General features: G+C 72.7%; 23 protein-coding genes. 12 read left to right on the forward strand and 11 right to left on the reverse strand.

The genetic code is table 11. From position 1 onward, the window contains the following. Positions 1-19: 19 nt before the first annotated feature. Positions 20-1,237 carry a serine hydrolase domain-containing protein gene (locus tag ACIBX3_RS45310; protein WP_397126839.1) on the forward strand — a complete coding sequence of 406 codons (1,218 nt, stop codon included), beginning with the start codon at positions 20-22 and terminating at the stop codon, positions 1,235-1,237. 5 nt (positions 1,238-1,242) lie between these two features. On the opposite strand, the gene ACIBX3_RS45315 is transcribed toward ACIBX3_RS45310, so the two are convergent. Then, positions 1,243-1,980 carry an SDR family NAD(P)-dependent oxidoreductase gene (locus ACIBX3_RS45315; RefSeq protein ID WP_397126904.1) on the reverse strand — a complete coding sequence of 246 codons (738 nt, stop codon included), beginning with the start codon at positions 1,978-1,980 and terminating at the stop codon, positions 1,243-1,245. Continuing rightward, the gene (locus ACIBX3_RS45320; RefSeq protein ID WP_397126840.1) at positions 1,980-2,570 is read right to left on the reverse strand and encodes an isochorismatase family cysteine hydrolase; all 591 of its coding nucleotides are present in this window, start codon (positions 2,568-2,570) and stop codon (positions 1,980-1,982) included. The genes ACIBX3_RS45315 and ACIBX3_RS45320 overlap by 1 nt, the downstream gene beginning before the upstream one ends. Before the next feature lie 163 nt (positions 2,571-2,733). Between ACIBX3_RS45320 and ACIBX3_RS45325 the strand changes: the two genes are divergently transcribed. The 8 genes from ACIBX3_RS45325 (at position 2,734) to ACIBX3_RS45360 (ending at position 12,670) form a co-directional block, all read left to right on the forward strand. Beyond that, positions 2,734-4,524, forward strand: coding sequence for a serine/threonine-protein kinase (locus ACIBX3_RS45325; protein ID WP_397126841.1), 1,791 nt, complete (start codon positions 2,734-2,736; stop codon positions 4,522-4,524). 122 nt (positions 4,525-4,646) lie between these two features. Continuing rightward, on the forward strand, positions 4,647-5,009 hold the full coding sequence (locus ACIBX3_RS45330; protein ID WP_397126842.1) for a Zn-ribbon domain-containing OB-fold protein: 363 nt from the start codon (positions 4,647-4,649) through the stop codon (positions 5,007-5,009). After that, positions 5,006-5,329 carry a VOC family protein gene (locus ACIBX3_RS45335; protein WP_397126843.1) on the forward strand — a complete coding sequence of 108 codons (324 nt, stop codon included), beginning with the start codon at positions 5,006-5,008 and terminating at the stop codon, positions 5,327-5,329. The genes ACIBX3_RS45330 and ACIBX3_RS45335 overlap by 4 nt, the downstream gene beginning before the upstream one ends. A gap of 15 nt (positions 5,330-5,344) precedes the next feature. Next, positions 5,345-6,865, forward strand: coding sequence for a class I adenylate-forming enzyme family protein (locus tag ACIBX3_RS45340; protein WP_397126844.1), 1,521 nt, complete (start codon positions 5,345-5,347; stop codon positions 6,863-6,865). Continuing rightward, positions 6,862-8,895 (forward strand): acetate--CoA ligase family protein, encoded by a 2,034-nt coding sequence (locus ACIBX3_RS45345; protein WP_397126845.1) that lies wholly within the window; start codon positions 6,862-6,864, stop codon positions 8,893-8,895. The genes ACIBX3_RS45340 and ACIBX3_RS45345 overlap by 4 nt, the downstream gene beginning before the upstream one ends. Continuing rightward, positions 8,882-9,631, forward strand: a complete 750-nt coding sequence (locus ACIBX3_RS45350; RefSeq protein ID WP_397126846.1) for a glucose 1-dehydrogenase — start codon at positions 8,882-8,884, stop codon at positions 9,629-9,631. Before ACIBX3_RS45345 ends, ACIBX3_RS45350 begins: the two co-directional genes overlap by 14 nt. Positions 9,632-9,888: 257 nt before the next feature. Continuing rightward, on the forward strand, positions 9,889-11,787 hold the full coding sequence (locus ACIBX3_RS45355; RefSeq protein ID WP_397126847.1) for a CHAP domain-containing protein: 1,899 nt from the start codon (positions 9,889-9,891) through the stop codon (positions 11,785-11,787). A gap of 76 nt (positions 11,788-11,863) precedes the next feature. After that, positions 11,864-12,670, forward strand: coding sequence for a hypothetical protein (locus ACIBX3_RS45360; protein ID WP_397126848.1), 807 nt, complete (start codon positions 11,864-11,866; stop codon positions 12,668-12,670). Here the strand turns inward: ACIBX3_RS45360 and ACIBX3_RS45365 are convergent. The 3 genes from ACIBX3_RS45365 to ACIBX3_RS45375 are packed head-to-tail and all read right to left on the reverse strand — an operon-like array spanning position 12,648 to position 15,549. Continuing rightward, positions 12,648-13,475, reverse strand: coding sequence for a TIGR03619 family F420-dependent LLM class oxidoreductase (locus ACIBX3_RS45365; RefSeq protein ID WP_397126849.1), 828 nt, complete (start codon positions 13,473-13,475; stop codon positions 12,648-12,650). The genes ACIBX3_RS45360 and ACIBX3_RS45365 overlap by 23 nt on opposite strands. After that, on the reverse strand, positions 13,472-14,434 hold the full coding sequence (locus ACIBX3_RS45370; RefSeq protein WP_397126850.1) for an acyl-CoA dehydrogenase family protein: 963 nt from the start codon (positions 14,432-14,434) through the stop codon (positions 13,472-13,474). The genes ACIBX3_RS45365 and ACIBX3_RS45370 overlap by 4 nt, the downstream gene beginning before the upstream one ends. After that, positions 14,431-15,549, reverse strand: coding sequence for an acyl-CoA dehydrogenase family protein (locus ACIBX3_RS45375; protein WP_397126905.1), 1,119 nt, complete (start codon positions 15,547-15,549; stop codon positions 14,431-14,433). The genes ACIBX3_RS45370 and ACIBX3_RS45375 overlap by 4 nt, the downstream gene beginning before the upstream one ends. 67 nt (positions 15,550-15,616) lie before the next feature. On the opposite strand from ACIBX3_RS45375, the gene ACIBX3_RS45380 reads away from it, so the two are divergent. Further along, positions 15,617-16,669, forward strand: a complete 1,053-nt coding sequence (locus ACIBX3_RS45380; RefSeq protein WP_397126851.1) for a helix-turn-helix domain-containing protein — start codon at positions 15,617-15,619, stop codon at positions 16,667-16,669. A gap of 20 nt (positions 16,670-16,689) precedes the next feature. On the opposite strand, the gene ACIBX3_RS45385 is transcribed toward ACIBX3_RS45380, so the two are convergent. Further along, the gene (locus ACIBX3_RS45385) at positions 16,690-17,655 is read right to left on the reverse strand and encodes an alpha/beta hydrolase (RefSeq protein ID WP_397126852.1); all 966 of its coding nucleotides are present in this window, start codon (positions 17,653-17,655) and stop codon (positions 16,690-16,692) included. A 95-nt stretch (positions 17,656-17,750) separates the two neighbouring features. Beyond that, positions 17,751-18,419: a type 1 glutamine amidotransferase domain-containing protein gene (locus ACIBX3_RS45390; RefSeq protein ID WP_397126853.1), complete on the reverse strand. Its 669-nt coding sequence runs from the start codon at positions 18,417-18,419 to the stop codon at positions 17,751-17,753. Between the two features lie 73 nt (positions 18,420-18,492). On the opposite strand from ACIBX3_RS45390, the gene ACIBX3_RS45395 reads away from it, so the two are divergent. Then, on the forward strand, positions 18,493-19,446 hold the full coding sequence (locus tag ACIBX3_RS45395; protein ID WP_397126854.1) for a LysR family transcriptional regulator: 954 nt from the start codon (positions 18,493-18,495) through the stop codon (positions 19,444-19,446). A gap of 98 nt (positions 19,447-19,544) precedes the next feature. On the opposite strand, the gene ACIBX3_RS45400 is transcribed toward ACIBX3_RS45395, so the two are convergent. After that, positions 19,545-19,835: a hypothetical protein gene (locus tag ACIBX3_RS45400; protein WP_397126855.1), complete on the reverse strand. Its 291-nt coding sequence runs from the start codon at positions 19,833-19,835 to the stop codon at positions 19,545-19,547. A gap of 149 nt (positions 19,836-19,984) precedes the next feature. Here ACIBX3_RS45400 and ACIBX3_RS45405 point away from each other — a divergent pair, with 149 nt between their 5' ends. Then, a complete protein-coding gene (locus ACIBX3_RS45405; RefSeq protein WP_397126856.1) occupies positions 19,985-20,716 on the forward strand; it encodes a dienelactone hydrolase family protein in 732 nt (243 codons plus the stop codon). On the opposite strand, the gene ACIBX3_RS45410 is transcribed toward ACIBX3_RS45405, so the two are convergent. The 3 genes from ACIBX3_RS45410 to ACIBX3_RS45420 are packed head-to-tail and all read right to left on the reverse strand — an operon-like array spanning position 20,704 to position 25,335. Beyond that, positions 20,704-21,444: an ABC transporter ATP-binding protein gene (locus ACIBX3_RS45410; RefSeq protein WP_397126857.1), complete on the reverse strand. Its 741-nt coding sequence runs from the start codon at positions 21,442-21,444 to the stop codon at positions 20,704-20,706. The genes ACIBX3_RS45405 and ACIBX3_RS45410 overlap by 13 nt on opposite strands. 1 nt (position 21,445) lies before the next feature. Continuing rightward, complete coding sequence (locus ACIBX3_RS45415; RefSeq protein ID WP_397126858.1) at positions 21,446-24,070, reverse strand: ATP-binding cassette domain-containing protein; 2,625 nt, start codon at positions 24,068-24,070, stop codon at positions 21,446-21,448. Beyond that, positions 24,067-25,335: an ABC transporter substrate-binding protein gene (locus ACIBX3_RS45420; RefSeq protein ID WP_397126859.1), complete on the reverse strand. Its 1,269-nt coding sequence runs from the start codon at positions 25,333-25,335 to the stop codon at positions 24,067-24,069. Before ACIBX3_RS45420 ends, ACIBX3_RS45415 begins: the two co-directional genes overlap by 4 nt. Positions 25,336-25,339: the final 4 nt, after the last annotated feature.

The raw sequence follows: 25,339 nt of genomic DNA on the forward strand, positions 1-25,339 counted from the left end.
CCTTTCATGCGGAGGTCTGATGCACTGCGATCCTCGGTTCTCCCGCGTACGCGAGGTCTTCGAGCGACACTTCGCCGACGGCGAGGAGCTGGGCGCGGCCGTCGCCGTCTACCTGGACGGCGAGCTGGTCGTGGACCTGTGGGACGGAATCGCCGACCGGCACACCGGGCGGCGCTGGGAGCACGACACGCCGGCCTTCGCCTACTCCTGCACCAAGGCGGTCACCGCCACCGTGCTGCTGCAGCTGGCCGAGCGCGGGCTGGTGGACGTGTCGGCGCCGATCGCGGACGTGTGGCCGGAGTTCGCGGCCCGCGGCAAGGGGGAGATCACGATCGAGCACGTGCTCACCCACCAGTGCGGGCTGCCGGTGATCGAGGAGCCGGTGCCCGTGGAGGAGTTCGAGGATCACGCGGCGATCGCGGGGCGGCTCGCCGGGCAGGCGCCGAGGTGGGAGCCGGGGTCGGCGCACGGTTATCACGCGCTGACGTACGGGTTCCTGCTGGGCGAGGTGATCAGGCGGGTGACGGGGAAGTCGGTCGGGGAGCTGGTGGCCGCGGAGATCGCCGGGCCGCTGGATCTGGAGCTGTGGGTGGGGGCGCCGGACGACGTGATCGCCCGCACCGCCCGGCTCAAGGCAGGCGAACGCCCCGAGGCCCTCGAGGTCACCGAGACCGCCACCCCGCAGAGCGTCCAAGCTCCCGTGGCCCCCACGACCGGTGAGGAGGGGGCCGCGCGGGGTGAGCGGCCGGAGGACCTGATGGCCGAGATGATGAAGGCGGCGCTCGATCCGCAGAGTCCGATGAACCGGGCGCTCGGCAACCCCGGCATGCACCTCCTCGAGGGCGGCGCGAACAACCCGGTCATCCTGCGCACCGGCTGGCCCGCGGCCGGGGTGGTCACCACGGCCAGGGGCCTGGCGGGCTTCTACCGTTCGCTGATCGCCGGTGACATCCTGCGCCCCGGCACGCTGGGGGACGCCCTGCGCACCCGCGTGAACGGCCCCGACCGGATCCTGTTCCTGGACACCGCGTTCGGGCTCGGCTACATGCGGCCGTCGCTGACGTTCCCGATGCCGTCGGAGACCGCGTTCGGCCACTCGGGCATGGGCGGCTCCATCGGGCTGGGCGACCCGGAGCGCGGTCTCGCCGTCGCGTACGTCATGAACAAGATGGCCAACGCGCTCTCCGGCAACCTCCGCGGCATCCGCCTGGTGGAGGCCGTCTACAACTCCCTTTGAGACGATCATTGCATGGTGACCCCGCCGCTCACCGACAGCGTCTGGCCGGTGATGTAGGCGGCGCGGTCCGTGCACAGGTACGCGACCAGCCCCGCCACGTCGGCGGGCGTACCGAGACGGCCCAGCGGGATGCCGCGGGCGATCTTGTCGACCAGCCCCGGCTCGGCCGCCGACACCCGCCGCAGCATGGGCGTGTCGGTCGGGCCGGGGCACACGACGTTGGAGGTGACCTGGGCCTTGGCGGCCTCGCGGGCGAGGGTCTTGGCCAGCCCGAACAGCCCGGCCTTGGTGGCCGCGTACGCGCCCTCGCCGCCCGACCCGGCCCTGGCGCCGTCGGAGGAGATGAACACGAGCCGCCCCCACCCTCTGGCCATCATCCCGGGCAGGAGCAGCTTGGTCAGCAACATGGGCCCGCGCAGGTTGACCTGCCACATGAGATCCCACGCCGCCGGGTCGCTCTCGGTGAACGGCGCCACGACCGCCACCCCGGCGTTGTGCACGAGCACGTCCACCTCCCCCACCCCACCTCCGAACGCCTCCACGGACGCAGGCGAGGCCAGGTCCACGGCGGCCGCCCGCGCCCCCGGCAGGCCCGCGGCGACCTTCTCGGCGTTCGGCAGGTCCACGTCGGCGACCACGACTCCGGCTCCGAGCGCGGCCAGGTCGGCGGCGATGGCCGCGCCGATCGCGCCCGCTCCCCCGGTCACCACGGCCACGCGCCCGTCCAGGCGCAGCCCGTCCATCATTTCCACACCTCGATCAGGTCCGCGGCGGTCGCCCGGGTGGCGAGCAGGCTGATCGTGTTCTTCAGTACGGCCCGCGCGTAGTCCTCAGGGATGCCCGCCACCGCGTCCGTGACCACCGTCACCCGGTAGCCCAGGTTGACCGCCTCCAGCGCCAGCCCCGTGATGCCCAGGTTGAGCGAGACGCCGGCCGCGACCACATTGGAGACGTCCAGCGAGCGCAGCGTCATGTCGAGCGAGGTGCCGGTGAACGGGGAGAAGCCGTGGTACCGCCGGCTCTCGACGTCCCCCGGATCGCGTAGCTCGGGGAGCACCTCGACGGCGGCCGTGCCCTCCAGCATGTGCCGCGGGTCCTTGAGCAGGGAGACGATGAACGGGCAGTTTCCGGTGTGCGAGCCCGCCCGGTCGGGGCGGAAGGCGGCCGTGCAGTGGATCACCGGGATCCCGGCCGTCCTGGCGGTGTGGAGCAGCCGGGCGATGTTGGCGACGACGTCGTGCCGTTCGCACGCGGCCACCAGGTCCGGAAATTTCGTGAGATCACCGACAACGCCCCGCTGCATCTCCATCACGAGCACGGCCACGCCCTCCACCGGCGACCTCCACGCTTGTTAGCCGAGCGCTTGCTTGGGCACCGGGAGCATATCACCCACCACAACCGGTCATTCAGCCTTAACGCAGGGCAAAATCTGTTCACTCGTGACAACCCGAACCCAGGGTGAGACCGTCGAATCGACGACGGCTGCCTTATGGGGGTTGGACTTGGTCCCTGGTTACCGTGAAGTACGCCAGCTCGGCGCCGGCCACACCGGCCGCGTGTTCCTCGCCACCTACCAATCGACCGGCGCCTACGTGGCGATCAAGTACCTGAACGCCACCCTGCGCAGGGACGCCGAGTTCATGGACCGCTTCCGGTCGGACACCCACCACCTGGTCGAGATCGACGACCCGAACGTGGTGCGCCTCTACGAGTACGTCGAGACCTCGTCGCGCGCCGCCGTCGTCATGGAACTGGTGGACGGCGTGTCCCTGCGTACACTGCTGGCCGAGCACGGCAGGGCCAGCCCGGAGGCCGCGCTGACGGTGCTCAAGAGCACGCTGATGGCCCTGGCGGCGGCGCACGAGAAGGGCGTGCCGCACCGCGACGTCAAGCCGGAGAACGTCCTGGTCCAGGCGGACGGCACGAGCAAGCTGGCGGACTTCGGCGTCGTCGTGCACGCCGAGGAACCCGGGGTGCCGGCGGGCAGCCCCGAGTACATGTCGCCCGAGCTGTGGACCCAGCACAAGGCCGGGCCGCCCGCCGACCTGTACGCGGCCGCCTGCCTGCTCTTCGAGGCCGTCAAGGGACGCACGCCCTTCCGGGCGAACAAGGAGGACGGGGAACTGGACGTCCCCGCGACCCGGGACAAGCACCTGGTGGAGCCGGTGCCGCTGGAGGTGGTGCCGGACGCGCTGCGCGACCTGCTCCGGCGCGGCCTGGCCAAGGACCCGGCCGCCAGGTACGCCTCCGCGCGGCGGTTCGCGGCTGAACTGGAGGAGGACGCGGTCGCCGGGTACGGCCCCGACTGGGAGAAGCGCGGCCGCCGCCACCTGGCCGAGCTGGCCACGTTGCTCGCCCTCCGCTTCCCCCTCGCCAGGACCGACCACGCGAGCGGCGACACGGCCGTCACCCTGCGCGACCGGATCATGAGCATGCCGAGGCTGCCGCCGCACCTGTGGGTGGCGGGCGCGACGGTCGTCGCCGTGGCGATCGCGCTCGTGTTGTCGGGCGGCCGGTTACCCGCTGGTCCCGGCGCGATCCTCATGCCGCCCCCCGAGGAGACGAGCGAGCCAGTGCCGTCCCCGGCCGACGCCACCACCAGCGCCGTCCCCACCAGGACCACCGCCGCCGCCCCGCGACGCACGACCGCCGCTCCCCCGCCGACGACCCCGCCGACGACCCCGGCCACGCCCCCACCGCCGCCGCCGACCGGCACTCCGCCGCCCCCGCCGCCCACCTCCGGTCAGGGCGGGACCAGCATCCCGCGTCCGGCCGTGCAGGTTGCCGGCATCGTGCAGTGGAGCGGCACGAGCGGCTCCGTCCGGGTCTCGGCGGACGGTACGGGGCCGGTGCGGCTGCGGATCACGTACACACGGCGCGACGGCGACGACGCCCCGGCCAGGACGCTCCGGCAGGAGACCCGCACCTTGCGCGGCAACACGACCTACACCAGCACGGTCACGCATGATCCCGGGGATGTGGCGTGCGACAAGAGGGCATATTTCGGGATCCTGGTGATGACGGAGCCCGCGTCGGCCAACGGGCCCCAGGTGAGTGAGGCCGCCGTGGACGGCCCCGCCTGCCCCACCCCCGCCCCCAGCGGTTCCGGCCCGCCCCCGCCGGCTCCGACGCCGACGGCGACGGCGGAGCGCAGCACGTCCGCCATCGGCACGCCGGCCCCTCCGTCTCCCGAGCCGACGGAGAACTCTCTGGCCCGGCAGTCCGGCGAGCCCACGATCGAGCCGCTCTCGCCCTATACGGAGGAGCCCCTCCCCGAGCCCACGTAAGGTGCGGCCTCCCCGAGCCCTCCCCGAGCCCTCCCCGAGCCGTCCACAGGGCCGGCAGCATGGCGGAGCGGGGTGGTCAGGCCCCTTGTCCGGGAACCAAGCGTGCGCTAGCTTGGCAAGCGATGAGCGCCGACACCTCCGCCTACTGGGCCGCCTGCGGGCGCGGCGAGCTGGTCATCCAGCGCTGCACGGCCTGCGACCGGCGGGTCCACCTCCCCGAGGCGGCATGCCCGTGGTGCGACGGCGGCGAGCTCGCGTTCGAGCCGGTCTCCGGCGACGGCGTGGTGCACACGTTCACGATCGTGCACCGCTCCTTCGCCCCCGGCTACCAGGGACGGGAGCCGTACGTGATGGCCTGGGTGGACCTGCCCGAGGGCGCCCGCGCGTTCGGGCACGTGGTGGGGTGCGCGCCTGAGGAAGTACGCATCGGGATGCCGGTGCGGGTGACGTTCATGGACGAGTTGCCGCATTGGAGGCCCGCGTGAAGCTGGGCAACGTGCTGATTCCGGTCGCCGATCTGGACGAGGCGATCGCCTTCTACGGGCTGCCGGTGAAGTTCCGCGACGGCGACAGGTTCGCGGCGCTGGACGGCGGCGGGGTCACCGTGGCGCTGGCCGGTCCTGCCGAGCACGTCACCGCGTCGGCGGCGCCGTCGTACAAGGTGGACGACGTGGAGCGGGCCGTTGGCGAGATGTCGGCGCGCGGCGCCGCGGTGGTGCGCGGGCCCGAGGAAGGGCCGCATGAGAGGCGGGCCGTGCTGCGCGATCCCTCAGGAAACGTCTTCGTGCTCTATTCGCCCCTCTGACCTGGAGGCACCCCCATGGCGCGATCACCCTACGGCAACTACGCCCACGCGATCCTGACCGCCGGCGCCATGCGCACGCCCGACCGGGTGGCGCTGACGTACTGCGGCGAGCAGAGCTTCACCTATGACGAGCTGAACAGGAACGTCAACCGCCGCGCGAACGCCCTCCTGGCCAAGGGGATCACGCCCGGGCAGCGGGTGGCGGCGCTGCTCAACGAGACGTTGCTGGTGGCCGAGGTCTACCTGGCGCAGGCCAAGATCGGGGCGGTGACGGCGGCGCTGAACCCGTACTGGCCGGTGGAGACGCTGCGTGACGTGGTGGCGGCCTCGGGGTGCACGGCGTTCGTGTACGACGCGACGGTGGAGCAGACGGTCGAGCAGATCAAGGGGTCGCTGCCGTCCGTGACCACGTGGATCGACGCGCGGGAGCTGACGGGGGCCTCCGACGAGGAGCCGCCGCCGGCCGGGGCTCACGACGATCCGCTGGCCCTCTACTACACCTCGGGCACGACCGGGCTGCCGAAGGCCGTCGTGCACACGCACGCGTCGTCGCTGGCGACCGCACAGATCTGGCTGGACGTGCCGCGCGGCCCGGACTCGGTGTTCGGCACGGGCGCGATCATCTGGGGCATCGGGTTCCCCGCCATCGTCGGGCCCGCGTTGTACGCCGGGATGCGGCTGGTGCTGGAGCAGGACTGGGGTCCGGCGAACTTCCTGCGCGTCGTCCCGCGCGAGCGGGTCACGCACGTGTCGCAGATCCCCTCGTTCTACGCGGCCCTCCTGGGCTCGCCGGATCACGAGGGCGTGGACCTGTCGTCGATCCAGGTGATCATGCTGGGCGGCGAGCCGCTGACGGCGACCATGCTGGACCGGATCAAGGCCAGGCTGCCGCAGGCGGGCGTGTTCTCGTACTACGGACAGACCGAGGCCCCGTACACGTGCATGGGGCGCGTGGACGACGGCTCGACGCCGCTGGGGTCGTCGGGGCGGGCCCGTACGGGCAACGCGGTGCGGATCACGGACCCGCAGGGCAACCGCGTGATCGACGAAGTCGGCGAGATCAACCTGGCCGGGCCGCACCGGATGGCCGGGTACGACGGCCTGCCGGAGAAGACGGCGGAGGTGCTGCGCGGCGAGTGGTACGTGGGCGGCGACCTCGGCACACTCTCCCCCGACGGCGTGCTGCGGGTGCTCGGCCGGCGCGAGGACTCGATACTCAAGAACGGCATGTGGACGCAGCCGGTCGCGGTCGAGGAGGCCGCGTCGGCGCTGGACGGAGTGGCCGAGGCCGGCGCGGTGGGAGTGCCCGAAGGGGCCTCCGCCCAGCGGATCCTGCTGGCCGTCGTGCCGCGCGCCGGGCACTCGCTGGACGCCTCCAAGCTGGCGCTCGCCCTGGCCGACACCCTCCCGGCCCACCAGCGGCCGGACCACATCGTGGTGGCCGGGGAACTGCCGCACTCGCAGGACGCCTCGGGCGGTCCCGGCAAGCTGCTGCGCAGGGAGATCCGCGAGCAGTACGGGCACCTGCTCGCGTGAGCGCGCGTGCGAGCGTGTACGAGCACGAGGTCAAGGCGCTCCTGAGCGAGGCCGGCGTGCCGGTACCGCGGGGCGTGGTGGTGCGCGATCTGGATTTCGGGGCCGCCGGGGAGCTGGCCGAGCCGCTGGTGCTGAAGGCGTTCGGTCCCGGGCTGGTGCACAAGTCGGACGCCGGGGCGGTGGTGCTCGGGCTGCGGGCGGCGGACCTGCCCGCGGCGGCCGCGGAGATACGGTCCAGGCTGCCGGACGTCGCGGGGTTCCTCGTCGAGGAGCAGGCGGCCGCCGGGGTCGAGCTCATCGTGGGCGTGGTCCGGGATGCCGCGTTCGGCCCGGTGCTGCTGGCCGGGCTGGGCGGCGTGTGGACGGAGGTGCTGCGGGACACGGCGCTGCGGCTCTGCCCGGTCTCGGAGCGGGACGCGCGGGGAATGCTGGCGTCGCTGCGCGGGTCCCGGCTTCTGTACGGTCACCGCGGCGCGCCACCCGTGGACGTGGACGCGGTGGTCAAGCTGCTCATGACGGTCGGCGGGCCCGGCGGACTGTGGGAGCGGCTGGAGCTGGGCGAGTTCGAGCTGAACCCGGTCATCGCCGGCCCGGCCGGCGTGACGGCGGTCGACGCCCGCTATCTGCCCGGCGACGCCCCTGCGCATGCCGCTTCCCGTCCCTCCGGCGACTTCCTGCCGCTCTTCGAGCCGAAGGCGGTGGCCGTCGTCGGGGCCTCCACCACCCGGCCCAACTTCGGGAACATGTTCCTCGAGTTCTACAAGGCCGCCGGCATCCCGCTGGTGGCCGTGCACCCCGAGGCGGAGGAGGTGGCCGGGGTGCGGGCGGTGCCCTCGCTGGCGTCCGCGGACGTGGACTACGCGCTGGTCGCCGTGCCCGCCGCCCGCTGCCCCGAGGTGGTGCGGCAGGCCGCCGGGGTGCCGTTCGTGCAGGTGATGAGCGGCGGCTTCGGGGAGACGGGCGACCCGGAGCTGGAGGCCGAGCTGGTCGAGGCGGCCCGCGCGGCGGGGACGCGGCTGCTCGGGCCCAACTGCATGGGCGTCTACAGCCCGCGCGGGCGGCAGACGTTCGTGGGCGGCGGGCTGGGGCCCGCCGGGTCGGTGGCGCTGGTCTCGCAGAGCGGCGGGCTCGCCGGCGAGGTGATCAAGGTCGGGGAACGGCGCGGGCTGGCGTTCAGCCGGGTCGTCACCGTGGGGAACGCGGCGGACGTCACCCCGGCCGAGCTGCTGCGCTGGCTCGCCCGCGACCCGGAGACCCGGGCCGTCGGGCTGTATCTGGAGGATCCGCGCGACGGGCGCGAGCTGTACGACGCGCTGCGCGTGACGAAGCTGCCCGTGGTGCTGCTGGTGGGCGGGCGCAGCGAGCAGGGGCAGGAGGCGGCCGCCTCGCACACCGGCGGCATGGTGAGCGACCGGCGCATCTGGGAATCGGTGGCCGAGCAGGCCGGGGCGGTGCTGGTGGCGAGCCAGGACGACCTGATCGGGGTGCTGGCGTACTTCCAGGCGCACGGCTCCCGCGTCGCAGACGGGGACGGGGTGCTGGTGGTGGGCCCGAGCGGGGGCGCGAGCGTGCTCGCGGCTGACGCGTTCGACGCGGCCGGGGTGCGGCTCGACCCGCTGCCCGGCGACGTGCTCGGCGAGCTGCGCGGGCTCGGCGTCATGGCGGCCGGCAACCCCCTGGAGGTGCCCGTGGGGCCGCTCGGCCGGGCGGGGCTGGTGCCCGAGGTGATCGACGCGATCGTCCGGCGGCGGCCGTGCCGGGACGTGGTGGCGCACGTGAACGTCCAGGCCTTCTTCACGTACGGGCACGCGGCCGAGCCCCTGTACGCCTACGCGCGAGCCCTCGCCGGGGCGCAGGAGGCGCTGCCGCGTACCAGGGTCACGCTCGTCACCAGGAACGGCGAGTGCGCGCCCCCGGGGGTCGACGACGAGGTGAGGCGGATCGCGGCGGCGGCGGGGATCCCCGTCTACCGCACCATGGAGGCGGCCGCGGTGGCCGTCGCGGCGGGAGGTCGCTATGGGACTGCTTGACGGCAAGGTCGCGCTGATCACGGGCGGGGCGCGGGGCATGGGGGCGGCGCACGTGCGGCTGTTCCTGGAGGAGGGCGCGCGGGTGGTGTTCGGCGACGTGCTGGACGAGGAGGGCAAGGCGCTGGCGGAGGAGACGGGGGCCACGTACGTCCATCAGGATGTGCGGAGCGTGCCGGAGTGGGAGCGGGCGGTGGGGACCGCCGTGGAGGTGTACGGCAAGCTAGACGTCCTGGTCAACAACGCCGGGATCCTGAAATTTAGCCGTATCGCCGATATGTCGCTCGATGACTTCGACCGGGTGATCGACGTCAACCTCAAGGGCGCCTGGCTGGGGATCAAGTCCGTGATCGAGCCCATGAAGGCGGCCGGACGGGGCTCGATCGTGAACATCTCCTCCATCGAGGGCTTCATCGGCGCCGAGGGGCTGTCCGCGTACGCGGCCTCGAAGTTCGGGATCCGGGGCGTCACCAAGTCGGCGGCCCGCGAGCTGGCCCCGTTCAAGATCCGGGTCAACTCGGTGCACCCGGGGGCGATCAAGACCTCGATGGCCATGGACCCGGAGATGATGAAAGAGGTCGATGGGGAGGCGTTCGTGAAGTCCATGGTCATCAAGCGCTTCGCCAAGCCGGTGGAGGTGTCGCACGTGGTGGCGTTCCTGGCCTCTGACCGGGCGAGTTACTGCACGGGGAGCGAGTTCACCGTGGACGGCGGGCTGACGACGGGCGCGGGGTACTAAACGATCGCAAGGTAGATCTTTTTACATTAAACCGCCCTCGTTTGGACATTTCTGGCAACATCCTGACCTGGGCTTACGATGCCGACCGAAGCATGACCCTCTCTTGGTGCGTGCTTGACCTGCACAGACGGCACGGTAGCCTCACTGCGCACGGAAGATGACAAGCCTCCGGTTTTGTCACACCGGTCCCGGGTTACCGTCCCTACCCAGGGCTGCGTGGATAAACCGGTCTTGCCCGGAAGGTTCCCAAAACCTCCATGACGCCAGAGATGCAGAAGTTCATCGAGCTGCTCGAGAGCCACCTCGGCTACTCCGAGAAGGCGAGCGGGTACACCAAGTTCGGCGAGTGGTACGGCAAGAACGTCGAGTTCGACGCCGACTACAGCGCCGCCCCCTGGTGTGAGATGTACCTGTCCTGGGCCGCGCACAAGCTCGGCTACGAGGAGTGGATCGGACAGTTCGCCTGGACCGTCGCGCACGCGAAGTGGTTCAAGGAGCAGGGAGCCTGGGGGAAGACTCCCAAGCCGGGCGCATTCGTCTACTACGACTGGACCGGTTCCAACAGCATCGACCGCATCGACCACGTCGGCATCGTGACCAGGGTCGAGGGCGACACGATCCACACCATCGAGGGGAACATCGACGGCGGCGTCGCCAAGCGCAAGGAACGTGACACCAGCAAGGTCGTCGGGTACGGCTACCCGGAGCGCATCAAGACCCGCCTGGACGAGGACGCGGCCCGGCAGGCCGAGGAGGCCAAGAAGAAGGCCGAGGAACAGGCGTCCCTGCCGCCGGGGCCCGGCACCGACGTGGGCGTGCTGCAGATGCCGGACGAATCGCTCTCCACGCTGATCCCCCAGAGCGAGCGTGAGGAGGCCGGCGCTCAGCCCCCGCTCGCCGCCCGGCCCAATCCGAGGCCGACGACCGCGACGAAGACGGACCACGCCACCGCCACCGCCCCCACGCCGACCTCCAGCTCCCCGGCCTCCGCCGCGGGCCAGGGCGTCAAGAAGGGCAAGCACGCCAAGCCGTCGACGGCCGACACGACGTCGGTGACCGCCGAGCCGCTCCCGACCCATGTCGACGCCTCCGCCACCGGCCCGTTGCCCGCCATCGACTCTCCGACGCTGATCGGGTCCGCCCTGGTGGCCGCTCTCGCCCTGCTCGCGGTCGCCAAGACCCGCCAGAACCGGCTCCGTACGGCCACCGCCTCCGCCACGGCCTCGCGCCCCGCCCGTCCGGCCCATCGCCGTCGCCGCCGCGGGCGCCGCGGCCCGGTCGAGCCCGCCGGCACGCCCATGTGGACCCGGCACCTCCTGGACACCGTCGCTCCGACCACAGGCCCCGAACGGCACCCGGCCACCGCGAACGCCGACCTCACGGCCGCCACCGGCGCCGTCGCGGCGTCGGACGCCGGACTCACCACCGCCGCCGAGCTCATCACCACGACGGACGCCCAGCTCACCGCCTCCGTCTCGGACGCGCCCCGCATCGGCACCGCACACGCCGGGACGCATGCCGCAGGCGGTGCCGATGATCGCGCCGCCCGCTTCGGCGACCGGCGGCGCGTCGCCGCCTCGGGCTCCGGCCAGGTGCGGCGGTTGCTCGACTCCCGGCCCTTCGACCCGTTCGAGGACGCCGCGCCGCTCCGGGCCAGGTACGACCGCACGCCGGACCGCCACACCGCCGACACGGGTGCGTACACGCCTGCCTTCCCCACGGGCTTCTTCGACGAGCCGCTCGACACCGGCCCCTTCGAGCCCTGCTGGGACACCGGGCCGATGCAGCGCATCCGCGACGACGAGCCGCCGCAGGTCGTCCAGGACCCCGGCGCCGGCGCGCTCGTCGTCGACACCGGGCCCTTCCAGCGCATCGTCATCCCCGGGGCGACCAGCACGTTCGACGCCTTCGCCCCCGCGGGCCACACCGCCGGCTTCTCCCGGGCGGGGCACACCGCCGGCGGCGGCGACATCCTCGACTCGTCCCGCGCCGGGACGGCCTCCGCCTACCGGGGCCGTCGCCGGCGCCGGGAAAGCCCCGCCGAGGAACGGCTCGCCGCCTTCCCTGCCGACCTCCCGCCGCGTGGCCGCCGTCACCGTGAGCTGGTCGGCGCGGGGAGGACCACCGGCTCAGGGAGAGGCCGCCACCGGGCCTGAGAATCGGGAACTCCGTTTCCACAGCTGTCGTTGGACCGTCCAGCGATCTTCCGGCATAAGTGGAAAGCAGGTCCCATTGTCGCCAACCGTCCTACGCGTCGCCGCCCTCAGCGTGGCGGCACTCCTGATGGCCACGGGATGCGGTGGCAACCGCATCGAGGCGAAGCCGCCCTCGCCCCAGCCGTCCGGGGACTACTCGGAAACGACGGACGACGACGAACAGGGCTCTGAGGAAGACGACGAACAGGGCCCTGCGGAGTACGTCGAGATATGTGTGCGGAAGACCTCCCTGGTCAGGGCGGAATACCAGCCCTGCGACGACGAGGAGAAGGGCTACACCTGGTATTTCGTCCCCATGACCGCGAAGGTTCCCGCCGTCGGGAAGCGGCCCGGCACCGGCATGTCCGTCGAGCCCTCCGGCGTCGACTATCGAGCGCCCAGAAGGGGCGGCAAGGGCCGGCGGGTCATGACTTTCCTCAACCAGGACGTCATTCAGATCTGCGTGAAGAAACGCACGCGGACCCGGGTCCCGGACGCCCATTGCGTGGCGGACGAGAAGGGCTACGCCTGGTACTACCTGCTGCTGTCCCGCCGGATTCCCGCCGTGGGGCTGATGGCCGTCAACGGCTCATTCCGCTCGTCCGAGTATTCCGCGACGTTCAGGGCACGGCCGGGCGGCGGCAAGGGCAGGAAGGTCGCGTTCAAGCCCCGGGATGAGGTCTCCGAAGAGCCGGAGGACAAGAAGACGAAATCCACCCGGCCGACGACCGGTTCCACCCGGCCGCCCGCCTCCACCCGGCCGTCGACCGCTTCCACGCGGCCTCCGGCGAAGCACTGCACCACGACCAGGACCGGTAAGGTCACAACCCGCCGTTGCTCTTGACGCCGTACTCGGTGGCGAACGCGGCCAGCCGGGACACGGCGTCCCGGCTGCGCGTCCACGGCCGGACGATCAGCCGCTCCACGCCCAGCACCGCCCACGCGGGCACCTCGTCGGGCGAGGCCAGGGAGTAGGCGTGCGCGGTCACGGGCACGCCCGCCCCGAGCCGGTCGAGCTGCGGCTTGATCGACTCGATCGTGTGCGGCATGCTGATCCACCCGTCGCAGAGCCGGGCCGCCCGGCGCAGCGCGGCCGGCGACTCACCGCCCGCGAGCACCGGCAGCCGCCGCTGCACCGGCTTGGGCTCGAAGGCGACCTCGGGAAAGGTGTAGAACGTCCCGGAATGGGCGACCACCGGCTCGCTCCAGAGCCGCCTGACCACCTCGATCGCCTCGTCCAGCCGCGCTCCCCGCGTCTCGAAGGGGATCCCGGCCGCCTCCCACTCCCCCCGGTACCAGCCCGCGCCGACCCCGCAGATGGCCCTCCCGGCCGACAGCACGTCCAGCGTGGCGAAGGCGCGCGCCGACACGAAGGGATGACGCAGGGCGAGCAGTTGCACCGCCGTGCCGAGCCGGACGCGGGAGGTGAGGGCGGCCAGCCAGCACAGGTACGCGGGCGCGTCGAACAGCGGCGTCGTGGGCTTGATCCCCGGATCGGACGTGCCGGGGTAGACGGCGAGCGACAGGTCGGTGGCGAAGACCAGGTGCTCGGGCAGCCACACCGACTCGAACCCCAGCTCGTCGGCGGCCACCGCCACGTCCTTCCACGCGGCCGGGTGCAGCAGGCCGAGCGGCACGCCGAACTTCACGGGTACCTCCGCAGGTCGCCGCCCATCACGGCGGTGCGCAGCCGTTCGCGGTGGACGGCCGTGGTGCCGTACGCGGCCGACAGCGACCAGGCCCGGGCGAGCCAGAAGCGCAGATCGAGCTCCTCGGTGTAGCCGATGGCCCCGTGCGCCTGGAGCGCCACCCGGGCGGCGAGCGTGGCGGCCTCCCCTGCGGCGGCCTTGGCCGCGCTCACGTCCCGCTCAACGGTGGCGGCGGCCCGATCCACCGCCAGCGCGGCCCGGTACACCAGCGGCGCCGCGAAGTCCACGGCCACGGCCACGTCGGCGAGCTGGTGCTTGACCGCCTGGAAGGACCCGATCGGCGCGCCGAACTGCGTCCGGACCCTCGCGTACGCGACCGACACCGCGAGCAGTTCCCTGGCGACCCCGATGAGCTGCGCGGCGGTCGCGACCGTGACCCGCAGCAGCGCCGGCCCGGCCGCCCCGCCCAGCCGCTCCGACTCGTCGAAGGCCACCTCGAAGATCGGCCGCAACGGGTCCATGCCGGGCCGGGGCGTGAGCCGTACCGACTCCTTGGCGACCAGCCGCAGGCCGTCGGCGCCGGCCACGACGATCAGGTCGGCGAGATCGGCGTCCGGCGCGTACGCCTGCCCGGGCAGCAGCACGCTCACGCACACCGCGCCCGAGGCCAGCTTGGGCGTGCCCGCCACCAGGTACGGCGCCGCGACGGCCGTCTCCACGACGGGCCCGGGCAGGCACGCGCGCCCGGTCTCCTCCAGCGCCGGCAGGACGTCGGTCAGCCCGAGTCCCAGCCCGTCGCTCTCAGGAGGGAGCAGCAACCCGAAGAACCCCAGCGCGGCCAGTTGCTCCCATCCCGGCCGCCGCTCGGTCCGCAGCGCGGCCGGCGGGCAGTGCGCCCGCAACACGTCACGCACGGTGGCGGCGAGGGCGAGCTGTTCGTCGGTGAAGGCGAAGTTCATCGGGGCAGCCCCAGGACCCGCTCGGCGATGATGTTGCGCTGGATCTCGTTCGTGCCCGCGTAGATGGGTCCGGCCAGCGAGAACAGGAACCCGTCCAGCCACGGCGTCTCCCCCGCGCGCTCCCCCAGCAGCTCCATGGCCAGCGCGTGCATGCGCACGTCCAGCTCGGACCAGAAGACCTTGCCCATGCTGGCCGCCGCCCCGATCTCCTCCCCCGCCATGATCTTGCGCGCGGTCTGGAACGTGTGCAGCCGGTACGCCTCCGCGTCCACCCAGCACCGGGCGGCCCGATCGGCGAGCGCCGGGTCGGCGACGGGGCCATCAGACGCTGGGCCGGCCAGTGCGACGAGCCGGTCGGCGGTGGCCAGGAACCGCCCGGGGCTGCGCAGGGTGAGGCCGCGTTCGGAGGAGGTGGTGGCCATCGCGATCCGCCATCCCTCCCCGACCTCGCCCAGCACCATCGACTCGTCGGCGAGCACCCCGTCGAAGTGCAGCTCGGCGAACCCCGGCAGCCCGTCGAGCTGCGCGATCGGCCGGACGGCGACGTCGTCGAGCGGGAACATGAAGTACGTCAGCCCCTTGTGCCGCGTCCCCGACGTGCGGAAGAGGCCGAACCCGTGGGTGGCGTACGCGGCCCGCGAGCTCCACGTCTTGTGCCCGTACAGCCGCCAGCCGCCGGGGACGGGCTCGGCGCGGGAGGTGAGCGCGGCCAGGTCACTGCCCGCCTCCGGCTCGGACCAGGCCTGCGCCCAGACGTCGTCGCCCCTGGCCATCCGCGGCAGCCAGTGCTCGCGCTGCTCGGGCGTACCGAAGCGCATCAGCGATGGGGCCAGCAGGAAGATCCCGTTCTGGGTGACGCGGGCGGGGGCGCCGGCGGCCCAGTACTCCTCCTCGAAGATCAGCCATTCGATCAGGGAGGCGCCGCGCCCGCCGTACTCCTCGGGCCAGGAGACGACGGACAGCCGGGCCTCGGCGAGGCGCGCCTCCCAGGCGCGGTGCGCGGCGAAGCCCTCGGGGGTGTCCATGGACGGGAGCGGCCCCGGCGCGTGCGTGCTCAGCCAGTCGCGAACCTCGGCGCGGAAGTCCCGCTCGGCCGGGGAGAAGTCGAGATCCACAGCCACCAACCTAGCGCACGCTTGGTTTGCTCGCCAGAGCGCCGCTCACGCATTTAGTCTGGTATCTGTGCAGGGACTGCTGCTGCGGCTGTCCACGCTGGACGCCGACGCGGAGAGCGCGGTGCGGGTCATCGCCTACTTCGACTCGCTGCTCCGCGACCACGTGAGCGTGCCCGTGCTGCTCGCCGCCACGGCCCGGCTGGCGCAATGCCCGGTCGGTCTGTTCGACGCGGCCACCGGCCGGCGCCTGCGCACGTCGTCCGGCGGTGCCGTCGACACGCCCGCGGCCTCCCCCGCCCAGGTCAGAGAGCTGAGCTCCGGGCTCGGGGCGGTCTGGATGGAGCGGGAGGGGCCCGCGCACGGGCTCGACGAGATCGTGCTCGAGCGGTACGCGGCCGCCGCCGAGGTCACCCTGGAGCGCGCCGCCGCCCTGGCGCGAGAGGGCCAGGACCCGGCGCTGGTGGAGCTGGTGCTGTCGGCCGAGACCGGCGAGGCGGAGCGCGCCCGGGCGCTGCGCCTGCTCGGCTTCGACCCGGCCACCCAGCTCCAGGCCCTGGCGATCGCACTGCCCGACCGCGGGCTGGCGGCCGGCCTGCGCGCGATGGGCCACCGGGTGCGCGACGCCAGGATCGGCGACACCGAGGCCGTCCTCGTGGCGACCAACCTCCCCGACTCCGACCTCCCCGACTCCGCGCTGCCCGACGGGTCACGCGTGGGGATCGGGCCCGAACTGCCCGGCGCGCGTGCGGCAGAGTCCTGGGCCGGCGCGCGCACGGCACTGCGCTTCACCGGCCCGCAGGATCCGGTGATGCGCTGGTCCGACCTGGGCGCGCTGGCGCTGTACGCCGACCTTCCGGAGGCGGCCGTCGCGGACCTGCTCGACGTCCAGGCCATGGAGCGGCTCGGCGAGGAGGCCATGGCCGCGGTGCGGGCGCTGTGCCTGGCCGGCTCCGTGCGCAGCGCGGCCGCCGCCATGCACCTGCACCACAGCTCGATGGCCGCCCGCATCGCCCGCGCCGAGTCCGTGCTGGGCTTCTCGCTCGCCGACCCTTCCGGCCGCCTGCGCGCCCACCTGGCCCTCGCCCTGGTGCGCCTGCGCGCGAACGGCCAGAGCCGGTAGGCCCGCCTGCGCGCGAACGATCAGAGCCGGTAGGCCCGCTTGAGCGCGGCCACCCGGGCCGCCCTGGCCCGCTTGCTCAGCTCTGCGTCCGGCACCATGCCGTCGAACCCGTGGAAGGCGCCCGGGTAGAGGTGGAACTCGGTGGACACCCCGGCCTGCGACAGCCGCAGCGCGTAATCCAGGTCCTCGTCCCTGAACACCTCCAGCTCCCCGACGTCGATGAACGCCGGCGGCAGCCCGGACAGGTCGGTGGCCCTGGCCGGGGCTGCGTACGGGGGCACGTCGTCGGTGCCCATGCGGTCGCCGAGCAGCGCGGTCCAGCCGTAGAGGTTCGCGGACCGGTCCCAGACGATCGCGTCGGTGAACTCGTGGCTGGACGGCGTGATGTTGCGGTCGTCGAGCATCGGGCAGACCAGCAGCTGGAAGGCGACGTCGGGACCACCCCGGTCGCGGGCCAGCAGCACGGTCGCTGCGGCCAGCCCGCCACCCGCGCTGGCGCCGCCGACGGCCAGCCTGGCCGGGTCGATGCCGAGCTCGCCCGCCGCCTTGGCCGTCCACACCAACCCCGCGTAGCAGTCCTCGACCGGCGCGGGATACGGGTTCTCCGGCGCCAGCCGGTAGTCGACGGAGACCGCCACCACGCCGAGCTGCTCGACATAGCCGATCATCATCGCCTCGTCGATCTCGGGCGTGCCGAGGATCATCCCGCCGCCGTGGATCCAGTAGAGCCCGGGCCGGTTCTCGACCTCCCCCGCCGGGCTGTAGATCCGTACCCGGACGTCGGGCGCGCCGTCAGGCCCCGGCACCTGCCGGTCCTCGATCACCACGTCGGTCTCCGCGGGCGGCGCGGCGGCGAGGAAGGCGTTGATCTGTGCTCGGAACCCGCCGAGCTCTTCGAGCGTCAGGTTCGACAGATCGGACGCCGGCAGCGGCGACTGCTCGATCCCGATGCGGAGCTCGGGGTCGAGGTTGGGGTGGTATGCCATGCGATTCGCCTTTCCACAGGTCGCGAGGCCTTCTCCATGATGGTCGGCGCCCGCGCCCGTGGTTCACAACCGCCATCCGGCGGAGTTTAACCTCCTCACACCCGCCGTTCGGCGAGGAGCTCGACGACGCGCTCGGCGAGCGGCGCGGCGCTGGCCGGATTCTGGCCGGTGGCGAGGCGGCCGTCCACGACGACCTGGGCCTGCCAGGTCGCTCCCGGCTGGTGCTCGGCGCCCCGCTCCACCAGCCTGTCCGCCAGCAGGAACGGCACCACGTGCGCCACGCCGCGCAGCGTCTCCTCCTCGTTGGTGAACGCTGCCATCCGCTTGCCCGCCACCAGGTACGACCCGTCGGACAGCGTGAGGTTCACCAGCGCGGACGGGCCGTGGCAGACGGCCGCGACCACGCCGCCCCGCTCGTACACCTCCCTGCCGACGCGGATGACGTCCGGGTCGTCGGGGAAGTCCCACATGGTGCCGTGGCCGCCGGCGTAGAGCACGGCGTCGTAGCGGGAGGGGTCGACGTCGGCCAGGCGGGCGGTGTCGCGCGCCTCCGGCGAGGCGAGGAAGGCGACCTGGGCGGAATCGTCCGGGTCGAACCCGTCCTGTGGCGGCTCGCCGCCGCGCACGCTGGCGACGTCCACCTCGTGTCCGGCCTTCCGGAAGATCTCCCAGGGATGGGCCGCCTCGGACACGTAGTATCCGGTCTTCTCCACGCCGCCGAGGTCGTCGTGGCTCGTCAGTGCGATCAGGATGCGCTTGCTCATGCCTGACAGCATCGCTCCCGACCGCCATCAGCCACAAATAACCGACCATGCGTTGAGCCATCAGAATAGTGATATGTCGCCCCTGTCGCTCGACCTGCTCCGCACCTTCCTCGCGGTGCACAGGACCGGCTCTGTCACGGCCGCCGCGCGGACACTCGGCCTGTCCCAGCCGGCGGTGACCGCGCAGGTCAAGGCACTGGAGTCGGCGCTGGATCGGCCGCTGTTCGACCGGTTGCCGCGCGGCGTCGCGGCCACGCCGGCCGCCGACGAGCTGGCCCGCCGGGTGGCGGCCTCGCTGGACGCGCTGGAGGAGGTGGTGGAATCGGAGCTGCCCAGGGACTCGGCCGTCCATCTGGGCGGGCCGGCCGAGTTCCTGTGCGAGGTGGTGATGCCGATGCTCGCGCCGCTCATACGGGACGGGCTCCGGCTGCGCACGACGCTCGGCCTGTCAGACGACCTCCTGGTGGACCTGGCCGCCGGACGCCTGGACCTGGTGGTGTCCACCATCCGTCCTCGTCTGCGCGGCGTCCACGCCGACCCCCTGTACGACGAGCAGTTCCTGTTGGTCGCCGCCCCACAGGTGGCCGCCACCCTGGGCGTAGCACCCCTGACGGCGGAGGGCGAAGCGTCCCCGGCCGCCGGTGGCGGAGGGCGGGAAGGGGGTCGGATCGGGCCGAGGGCGCTGGCAGGGGTGCCGTTGGTGGCCTATGCGGAAGACCTGCCCATCGTGCGCCGCTACTGGCGGACCGTCTTCGGCAGGCGGCCCGCGATGGCGGCCCAGATCGTCATCCCCGACCTGCGCGGCGTCCTCAGCACGGTCCGGGCGGGCACGGGCGTCTCCGTCCTGCCCGCCTACCTGTGCCGTCGCGACCTGGCCGCCGGCACCCTGGTCACGCTGGCCGACCCGGAGGAGCCGCCGATCAACACCGGCTACCTGGCCGTCCGCTCCGGCGCCCAGGCCAGACCCGCCGTGGCCGGGGTGCGAGCCCACTTGCGCGAAGCCTTTCGGGGAAACCTGCTGTACTAAAGCGGGTGCCGCAGACATCCGATCTGCCCAAGTTGTCAAGCCATGGCCTAGGGAAGCGAAGGCCCAGACGTAGCCGGCGGCGGCCAGGCGCTGATTCTTCACCTTGCGGTGGTGGACGACCAGGCTTTTGCGTCGCTGGTGGCTTCGGCGAGATCGTCAGCGGCGCGGCATGCCGCATCCAGCTGCGACAGCAAGGCTTGGGCCTGGCGGCCGAGCGCTTCTTCGACCAGGGGGAGCCGGCGAAGGTGTTCCCCGCCGAACAGCGCCTGCAGCCGGTCGCTCCAGGTGGTGATGTTGCGCTGCCGGCCCGAGGCGCGCAGCAGGGCGTGGAACCTGCGAGCGCAGCTGGTTGGCCAGTTGCTGACGGTTCCAGACCGCGCGCCATCCACAAAGAGCTCCTGACGCGCAACGTCGCCGCCCTGATCCGCGTCGCCAAACCTCGCAGTTCATGCCACCAGTCTGCCGGTCCCGGACGACGATCGGCGTGGCCCTCCCAATGCCTGGATATCCGCGGACGCCACCGGGCATGCTGAGCACCATGTGCCACTCCACCGACAGCAGGCCGCCCGCACCCCCGATCCAGGGCGAGGTGGCCTCTCACGAGCAAATAGAGCTGACCGCCGCCGACGGCAACCGGTTCCTGGCCTACCGGGCCGAGCCCGCCGAGCCCAACGGGCGCAGCGTGGTGATCCTTCCAGACGTGCGCGGATTGCACCCGTTCTATCGGGACCTGGCGGTGCGGTTCGCCGAGGCGGGGTTCCGTACGATCGCGATCGACTACTTCGGCCGCACGGCAGGCCTCGGCGACCGGGGCGACGATTTCGACTTCATGACGCACGTCAAGCAAGTGACCGCCGACCAGGTCAGGGCCGACGCCAAGGCGGCCACCGAGGCGCTGGACGGCCCGGTCTTCACGGTCGGGTTCTGCATGGGCGGCGCGCACTCGTGGCGGCAGGCCGCCGAGGGGGACAACGGCCTGGCCGGCGGCATCGGATTCTACGGCGCGCTCCGGGCCATCGACGAGCCCACGACCGGACCGGGGGCACCGGTCCTGCTGCTCAGGGGCGGGGCGGACACGGTGTCGACGCCTGAGCAGTTCGACGCGTACACGGCCGCGCTGGACCGGGTCGGCACCGAGCACGAGACCCACCTTTACGAGGGCGCGCCGCACTCGTTCTTCGACCGCTCGTACGCCGAGTGGGAGGAGGCCTGCCAGGACGCCTGGCGGCGCATCCTGTCCTTCACCGAGCGCCACGCTCAGCCCAGGTAAGCGGCCCTGACGACCGGGTCTTCCCTGATCTCCGCCGGCGGACCGGTCGCGATCACCCGGCCGAGGTCGAGCACGACGATGCGGTCGCAGGTGTCCATGACGAACCCCATGTCGTGCTCGACCAGGAGCACGGTCGTTTCCAGCGCCCGCACGACCTCCCCCAGGCGCGCGGTCTGGCCGGCGTCCAGCCCGGAGGTGGGCTCGTCGAGCAGCAGCAGCGTGGGCCGGTCGGCGAGGGCCCTCGCCAGTTCGACGAGCCGGCGCTGCCCGACGGGGAGCGCGGCGGCGTACGCGTCGCGCAGCGGGGTGAGCCCGCACAGCTCCAGCACCTCGGCCACGCGCTCGCGCCGCTCCCGCTCGCGCCGCCGCCGTCCGGGCCAGCCGACCAGGTCCGCGGCGAGCCCGCCACCGCCGCCGTGCCAGTCGAGCGCGGCAAGCACGTTGTCGGCGACGGTGAGCCGGCCGAAGACCTGGGTCCGCTGGAACGTACGGCGCAGCCCGCCCCGGGCCCGCTTGACCGGCGACACCCCGGTGACGTCCCGGCCCGCCACGCTGACCCGCCCCGCGCTCGGCCTGCGCAGCCCGGACACCACGTCGAACAGCGTCGTCTTGCCCGCCCCGTTCGGCCCGATCACGCCGCAGACCTGGCCCCCGGCGACCTCGAACGACACCTGGTCCAGCGCCCTGACCCCGCCGAACGCCACCGACACGCCCTCGACGGCCAGCATGTCACCTCACCCCCAGGTAGGCGGCGGTCAGCCGCTCGCTGTCCACCTCGGACCGCGGTCCCACCCACGTCACTCGGCCGAGCTGCATGAACGCCACCCGGTCGGCGATCGCGAGCGCCTCCGTGGCCTTCTCCTCCACCAGCAGCAGCGCCACCCCGCGCTCGCGCAGCTCGGCGAACACCTCGAAGATCTGCCGCACCACCAGCGGCGCCAGCCCGAGCGACGGCTCGTCGGCGATCAGCACGCGGGGCGGCCGGACGAGCGCCGGGGCGAGGGTGAGCAGTTGCTGCTCGCCGCCGGACAGCGCGCCTGCGAGCACGCCGCGGCGTTCGGCCAGCTGCGGCAGCCGTTCGTAGACGGGACCGGGGTCGGGCAGCCAGGTTCGCAGGTTCTCCTCCAGGGTGAGGCCGGGGAACACGCCCCGCCCCTCGGGCGCGAGCAGGATCCCCGCGCGGGCGCGCCGGTGAGCGGGCCAGGCGGTGATGTCCTCGCCGTCGAGCAGGATCCTGCCCGCGGTGATCGGCAGGTCCCCGGCCGCCGCGGCGCAGGTGGTGGACTTGCCCGCGCCGTTCGCGCCGAGGAGCGCGACGACCTCGCCCGCGTCGAGCGCCAGGTCGACGCCGCGCAGCACGGTGCAGTCCTCGTAGCCTGCGACGACGCCGTCCAGGGCGAACAACGGCCGCCCGCCGCCCGGCGTCGAAGTCTGAGCAGGTGTGGAGGGCTCCGCCTCGTGGACGGTCCCGCCCGCCGGGCGGCGGCGGTGGCGCAGCTCGGCCATCTGGGTGAGGACGCCGTCCGGGTGCTTGGCCAGGATCACGCCGCCGAGCCCGAACAGGATGGCCCCGACGTGCGCGGACAAGTCCCAGGTCGACAGCAGCTCGGGTACGACGACCGCGATGAGCCCGCCGAGCACCGCCCCGCCGACGCGGCGCACTCCCTGCAGCACCACGATGGCCAGCCACACGAATCCGGAGAACGCCGGCAGGTCCGTGGCGGTGATCGACCCCTTCGCGACCGCGAACAGCACCCCGCCGAGCCCGGCGATCGCCGACGCCAGCACGAACAACGTGATCTTGGTAAGCGGCGCGGACAGCCCCGACGTCGTGGCCGCCGCCGGCGCGGATCGCACGGCCAGGATGGCCCGCCCGGACGCCGACCGCTCCAGGTTCCGTACCAGCATCGCCACGAGCCCGATGAGCACGAGCAGCACCACCACCAGCACCCGCGGATCGGAGGTGTCGGCGAAGCCGAAGCCGAGCGCGGGCAGCGGCCACCCGATGGTCCCGTTGCTGAACGCGTCCACCTGGAACAGCACCTGGTCGGCCAGCAGCGCCATCGCCAGCGTGGCCAGTGTCAGCACCCGCCCGCCCAGCCGCAGCGCGGGCAGCGCCACCAGCATGCCCACGGCCGCGGCCGCCAGCACGCCCAGCAGGATCGCCACGAAGAACGGCAGGCCCGACGAGAACGCCCACCCGCAAGTCAGCGCCGCCATCGAGGCGAAGGCCGCCTGCGCCAGGTTGACCATGCCGCCGATCCCGGTCACCACCACGAACGAGCAGAAGATCAACGCCAGCACGAGCCCCTGCGCGGCGATGCCCACGTAGTACTCGGCCGCCAGGAACGTGAAGGCCACCAGCGCGACCATCCCGGCCGCCCACGGCAGGCGCCGCCGCCACGGCGGCAGCCCGGCCAGGTGGTCGGGCGGCGGCGCGTCCTCGGCCGCGCTGCCCGCGACCCGCTCGCGCGACCGGTTCAGCAGCACGAGCCCGGCGAACAGCAGGATCACCGGTACGGCGGTACGCAGCCCGGTGACCTCCTCCAGGAAGTCGGTGTAGCCGGCGACGAGGTTCTGGACCACGCCGAGCGCCAGCCCGGCGGCGAACGTCCAGGGGATCGACCGCAACCGCCCGAACACCGCGGCCGTGGCCGAGGCGAACAGCAGCACCGTGTACGCCGTCGCGTCCAGCCCCAGCACCGACACCGCCAGCACCCCGGCGAGCCCGGCCAGCCCCGAGCCGAGCATCCACGCCAGCGCCGAGGTGGCGTCGGCGTCGATGCCGCGTAGCGTGGCCAGGCGGCGGCGGTCCACGGAGGCACGCATGCGCAGCCCGTACGGGGTGTGCCGCATGAACGCCCACAGCCCGGCCGCCGTCACCGCCGAGAACGCGAACGTGATCAGCTGGTCGGTGTCCAGGCGCACTCCGAGCGCGTCGAACGCCTGGGCCGGGTGCGGTCCGACGCCGCGCGGCAGCGAGGTGGCGTCCGCGGGCGGCAGCCCGGCCAGGTCCACGACCAGCAGGCCGAGGGCCGGCAGCGCGATCGTCAGCCCGATCGTGGCCACGATCTGCGCGGTCTCACCCGCCTGGGCGAGCCCCCGGAACATGGCCTTGTGCAGCACGTAGCCGAGCGCGGGCGCGAACAGCCCGGCCGACACCAGCGCCGACAGCCACGCGGGCAGCCCGGCCGCCGTGTTGAGCTCGTAGAACAGCAGGGCGGACAGGAACCCGAGCGCGCCGTGGGCGAAGTTGAACACCCCGGTCGCGGCGTACGAGAGCGTCAGGCCCGACCCCATGATCGCGAAGATCGCCCCGGTGACCAGGCCGCTGAGCACGTAGCCAAGGATCATTTGAGCGGCACGTTGTCGAAGCACTTCATGCTCTTGGCCACCTGGAAGGCGCCGTTCTCCAGCTTGACCAGGGCGCCGCAGCCGTTCGGCTCGCTGTGGTCCTTGGGGTACTGGATCCTGCCGAAGCCGGCGTTCTCGTACGTGTACGAGCCGTTGCCCGTGGCCAGGAACTTCTCCCTGGTCAGGTCCTTGCCGGTCTTGTTCAGCATGTCGAGGAAGATGTCGGCGGCCCAGTAGCCGATCGCCAGATGCTGGGTGAGCACCGTGCCGGGGGCGGCCTTCTCGACGTCCTGCTTGAGCTGCGCGATCTCGGGGGCGGTGGACTCGAAGGGCTCGAACATCGGGGCCGCGATCACGCCATCGAGGGCCTGCGCGCTGGCCGGGTCCTTGAGTATGGCGGCGTCGTAGCTGGTGGCGTCCGTGAGCACGCCCTTGTAGCCGGCCCGCTTGAGCGCCGAGTACAGGCCGACGTTGAACTTGGTGCCCGCGATCACCGAGACCACGATGTCCGGTGGCTGGCCTCCGTCCGAAGTCATGATCTTGTTGACGTACGGGAGCCAGTCGGGCGGCGGGGCGGCGGCCGGGAGGCCGGAGTTCAGGCCGGCGAGCTTGAAGCCGGCCGCGGTGAACGACTGGGAGATGGTGGTGCCGCCGTACTTGCTGCCGCTGGAGTCGGAGGTCTGCACGTAGACGCTCTTGCCGTCGGCGCCGCCGAGCAGATCGGCCATCTGGCGGCCCCACCACGTCTGCGACCCGGCGCCCGGTTTGGGCGCCAGGCAGCCGTTGTAGCCGAAGCCTGTCTTGGTGCCGCACCACTGCGGCCCCGTCGCCCAGCCGAACCACGGCACGCCCTGCTGCTCCAGGAAGGCGGCGCCGCCGAAGTTGGGCGCGTGCACCGGGACCAGGGCGAACACCTGGTCCTTCTGCACGAGTTTCTTGGCCGCCGCGTCGCCCTTGGCCGCATCCTGCCCGTCGTCCTCGGCCCCGACGAACTCGATCTTGCGTCCGTGCACGCCGCCCTCGGCGTTGGCCCGCTCGAACCTGGCCTTGGCGCCGATCTCGGCATCCTTGGTCGAGTACCCGCTGGCGCTGGTCTTGGTCAGCACGCCGCCGACCTTGATCGTCGTGCCGGTCACGCCTGGCGCCGCCGCGCCCTCCTGCTGGGTCGAGCCCTTCTGCTGGGCCGCGCACCCGGTGACGAGCAGCGCCACCGTGAGCGCCGCTGCTGTGCTTCGGATCGGCGCAACACCCCGTCGTACGATCATGAGC

Origin of the sequence: Nonomuraea sp. NPDC049480 (assembly GCF_044465905.1) — a bacterium.
GTDB lineage: Bacteria > Actinomycetota > Actinomycetes > Streptosporangiales > Streptosporangiaceae > Nonomuraea.

Bases quoted from the DNA above. Each gene is read 5' to 3' on its own strand.
- ACIBX3_RS45310 (WP_397126839.1), top strand. From the start codon at position 20: ATGCACTGCGATCCTCGGTTCTCCCGCGTACGCGAGGTCTTCGAGCGA.
- ACIBX3_RS45315 (WP_397126904.1), bottom strand. From the start codon at position 1,980: ATGGACGGGCTGCGCCTGGACGGGCGCGTGGCCGTGGTGACCGGGGGA.
- ACIBX3_RS45330 (WP_397126842.1), top strand. From the start codon at position 4,647: ATGAGCGCCGACACCTCCGCCTACTGGGCCGCCTGCGGGCGCGGCGAG.
- ACIBX3_RS45340 (WP_397126844.1), top strand. From the start codon at position 5,345: ATGGCGCGATCACCCTACGGCAACTACGCCCACGCGATCCTGACCGCC.
- ACIBX3_RS45350 (WP_397126846.1), top strand. From the start codon at position 8,882: ATGGGACTGCTTGACGGCAAGGTCGCGCTGATCACGGGCGGGGCGCGG.
- ACIBX3_RS45355 (WP_397126847.1), top strand. From the start codon at position 9,889: ATGACGCCAGAGATGCAGAAGTTCATCGAGCTGCTCGAGAGCCACCTC.
- ACIBX3_RS45370 (WP_397126850.1), bottom strand. From the start codon at position 14,434: ATGAACTTCGCCTTCACCGACGAACAGCTCGCCCTCGCCGCCACCGTG.
- ACIBX3_RS45385 (WP_397126852.1), bottom strand. From the start codon at position 17,655: ATGGCATACCACCCCAACCTCGACCCCGAGCTCCGCATCGGGATCGAG.
- ACIBX3_RS45390 (WP_397126853.1), bottom strand. From the start codon at position 18,419: ATGAGCAAGCGCATCCTGATCGCACTGACGAGCCACGACGACCTCGGC.
- ACIBX3_RS45395 (WP_397126854.1), top strand. From the start codon at position 18,493: ATGTCGCCCCTGTCGCTCGACCTGCTCCGCACCTTCCTCGCGGTGCAC.
- ACIBX3_RS45405 (WP_397126856.1), top strand. From the start codon at position 19,985: ATGTGCCACTCCACCGACAGCAGGCCGCCCGCACCCCCGATCCAGGGC.
- ACIBX3_RS45410 (WP_397126857.1), bottom strand. From the start codon at position 21,444: ATGCTGGCCGTCGAGGGCGTGTCGGTGGCGTTCGGCGGGGTCAGGGCG.
- ACIBX3_RS45415 (WP_397126858.1), bottom strand. From the start codon at position 24,070: ATGATCCTTGGCTACGTGCTCAGCGGCCTGGTCACCGGGGCGATCTTC.
- ACIBX3_RS45420 (WP_397126859.1), bottom strand. From the start codon at position 25,335: ATGATCGTACGACGGGGTGTTGCGCCGATCCGAAGCACAGCAGCGGCG.